Genomic DNA, 2,975 nt, shown 5'->3' on the forward strand with positions numbered 1-2,975 from the left:
TCATCGCCTTTTATTTCCAGCGACCAATTACCGAGGTCTTTAGGTGGTTCGAAATTCTGAACGCCGTGCGGTAGCCCCTTCAGAAATGAATCGTTGCTACTGAGCGGCGTCGGCGTATCGCCAGGCGGTACAGGCGGTATGAGAGCCAGATTAAGGGGAGCGGACTTGTAGTCACCTAGTGGTGTAGGGTTATTTGTATCCTTCTTGAAGACATCGGGATCAGATATATCTTTGAACTTGAGGAAGATGTCCGCGCGGTTAATTTCAATTGTTCGACCACGGAATTGGAGGGGGAACCGGTCCTGCGTCAATGTGAACTCCAATGTCTGCCCTGCGACCGTCTCGACTGGATTGAGAAAACGGTACCACTCGTCGGAAACTCGTGGCGCAAGCTAAACATGCGCGCGAGGCCCTGTTGACCCTCGCGCTGCACAAACTCGTTCACCGCAGTCTCCAATCCCGCGGTGGCATGTTGCTTCAGTAACCCTCCTGCATCCCTGGCGGTGTATCGTACGTGCAGAACGACGTCGGAAATGGTGTCGTAGTCGAACGACTTGAATTTGTCCGGCAATTGGATTCGCCACGTACTGATCGCGCCCTGACCTTCGAATGGCAGGTAACGCTCGTCACGCATGTTTGCTTCGAATAAGCCGCTGTCGTTCTGGCCGCTGCTGGTGACGATCGACTGGATGGTGCCAAAACTGTCGGAGAAGCGTGTATCGTCGTCGCGGCGGGAATATTGACCACCCGAAAGCGTATTGGCATGACGGATAGAACTGTTGAGCTGCGTGAGCGTGCAATTGACGCCGGCATAAGGGCCAGTCACGCAAGGAATAGTAATGCTGACTGACTTGATCCGCCTCATGTAATGCCCCGGATAATCGATGTCAAAGAGCGCTTCCGGCAGGCTGACAAAACACTCGTCCGTTTCTTTTAACTTAACGAGACTGATCGGATCGAGCGTCATGAGCGAAATGTGCTTGGTGATTTCATATTCGCGTTTGTTTTTGTCTAAATACGCCACATCCATGCGCTTTAGATCGTGATACAACCGTTCACCGCTCAACAGTCCCTTTTTCAGGCTGTCCTGAACCGCCCCGGGATTCTCGGAGACTCCAAACCTTGAGAGGATGGAGTCATGAACAAGCCAAAGCAATATTCCCCGGAAGTCCGGGAACGGGCGGTTCGGATGGTCTTCGAGCACGAGGCCGAATACGAATCGCAATGGGCAGCGATGTTGTCGATCGCCTCGAAGATCGGGTGCACGACGGAAACGCTGCGCAAATGGGTGCGTCAAGCTGAGCGTGACCAAGGTCGCCGAGCCGGTCTGAGGAGCGAGGAGCGGGAGCGTCTCAAGATGCTGGAGCGCGAGAATCGCGAGTTACGTCGGGCCAACGAGATCCTGCGCAAGGCCTCGGCGTATTTTGCCCAGGCGGAGCTCGACCGCCACGGGAAGTGATGGTGTCGTTTATCGACGCACATCGAGACGCCTATGGGGTCGAGCCGATCTGCGAAGTCCTGCCGATCGCCCCCTCGACGTATTACGAGCACAAGGCTCGGGACGCCGACACGAGCCGTCTGCCCCCACGATTCCGACGTGACGAGGCGCTTCGCGTCGGGATCGTGCGGGTGTGGCGAGAGAACTTCGAGGTCTATGGGGTGCGTAAGGTGTGGCGCCAACTGAACCGCGAGGGGATCGAGGTGGCGCGGTGTACGGTCGCGCGGTTGATGCGTGCCATGGGCTTGTACGGTGTGGTTCGGGGGAAGAAGATCAAGACGACGCGTGGTGTCGACGAGCTGCCTCGCCCTTTGGATCGGGTGAACCGCAACTTCCACGTCTCTCGACCGAACGCGCTGTGGGTGTCGGATCTGACCTATGTGGCGACCTGGCGCGGATTTGTTTACGTGGCCTTTGTCATCGACGCTTATTCGCGGCGGATTGTCGGTTGGCGCGCGTCGAGTGCGCTGCGCACGGACTTGGCGTTGGACGCACTGGAGCAGGCCCTCTACGACCGTGCAGTGTCCGACGAGGATGGTCTGGTCCATCATAGCGATCGGGGGGTGCAGTACATCTCGATCCGTTACACCGAGCGCTTGGCCAAAGCTGGCATCGAGCCGTCGGTCGGCAGTATCGGCGACTCCTACGACAACGCGCTGGCCGAATCGATCATCGGTCTGTTCAAGACCGAGGTCATCGGGAAGCGCGGGCCGTGGCGTCACCTCGAAGCCGTCGAGTTCGCGACGCTCGAGTGGGTTGACTGGTTCAACCATCGACGACTCCTCGGGCCCATCGGCGACATTCCACCCGCAGAGCTCGAAGAGGTGTACTATCGTCAATCGGAACAGTCGGCCATGGCGGCTTGACTCAAATCAAACAGTCTCCGGGAATCCCGGGGCGGTTCAGTTGACAACCCACCGGGCCACGGTGAGACACTCCATCCCTCGGCGTCGGCGCGCTTGAGCTGGGCCCAGTTGCTCAAGCGGGTGTTCGCTATCGATATGGAACATTGCCCCAACTGCGGCGGTACCCTGACGATCCTCGCCGCCATCCTCGACCCCACCGTCATCGCCAAGATCCTCGCGCATCTCGGCTTACCTATCCGCGCACCGCCGCGCGCACCCGCGCGGCACTTCGCGCTCCTCCAAACCGCCTGATCGCCAACCAATACCCCATTCCACGCGGTTCAGCTCCCTGAGCCGACAGCCCCCTTCGGCCCGCGTCCGCGCGTGACGCCAAACCGCCCCGAAAATCGACCTCTCGGACGGAGGACGGGCCCGCAAATCCCCCAATTCTCGTCAGTGACCTCGCGTCATTGACAGCTCATAGGTTCAGCAGTAGCTTTCCTTACCGAAAAAAGTGCGTTTGAAATCCTTACTCGCTGAACGGTAAGATTTGGATCGATCATCGGGGGCATGGTGATCGCCATGAACCACACTGGCGCAACTCAGGCGGTTGGTAGCGGGGACGGTGGAGG

4 protein-coding genes and 1 other annotated feature are annotated in these 2,975 nt (G+C 58.5%); of the genes, 2 read left to right on the forward strand and 2 right to left on the reverse strand.

Features of this window, described 5'->3' with window-relative positions; genetic code table 11:
- Positions 1–323: hypothetical protein (locus M3461_22580; protein ID MDQ3776932.1), on the reverse strand; the 323-nt coding region annotated here is incomplete at its 3' end.
- On the reverse strand, positions 308–1,066 hold the full coding sequence (locus M3461_22585; protein ID MDQ3776933.1) for a hypothetical protein: 759 nt from the start codon (positions 1,064–1,066) through the stop codon (positions 308–310). The genes M3461_22585 and M3461_22580, both read right to left, overlap by 16 nt.
- Before the next feature lie 72 nt (positions 1,067–1,138).
- Between M3461_22585 and M3461_22590 the strand changes: the two genes are divergently transcribed.
- A protein-coding gene (locus tag M3461_22590; protein ID MDQ3776934.1) for an IS3 family transposase occupies positions 1,139–2,364 on the forward strand; the annotation gives its coding sequence in 2 pieces (ribosomal slippage) (positions 1,139–1,424 and positions 1,424–2,364; 1,227 coding nt in all).
- Positions 1,417–1,533, forward strand: a sequence feature (AL1L pseudoknot). (Overlaps the previous gene by 117 nt.)
- A gap of 93 nt (positions 2,365–2,457) precedes the next feature.
- Positions 2,458–2,655, forward strand: a complete 198-nt coding sequence (locus M3461_22595) for a hypothetical protein (protein ID MDQ3776935.1) — start codon at positions 2,458–2,460, stop codon at positions 2,653–2,655.
- Positions 2,656–2,975: the final 320 nt, after the last annotated feature.

This window comes from Pseudomonadota bacterium, assembly GCA_030860485.1.
GTDB lineage: Bacteria > Pseudomonadota > Gammaproteobacteria > JACCXJ01 > JACCXJ01 > JACCXJ01.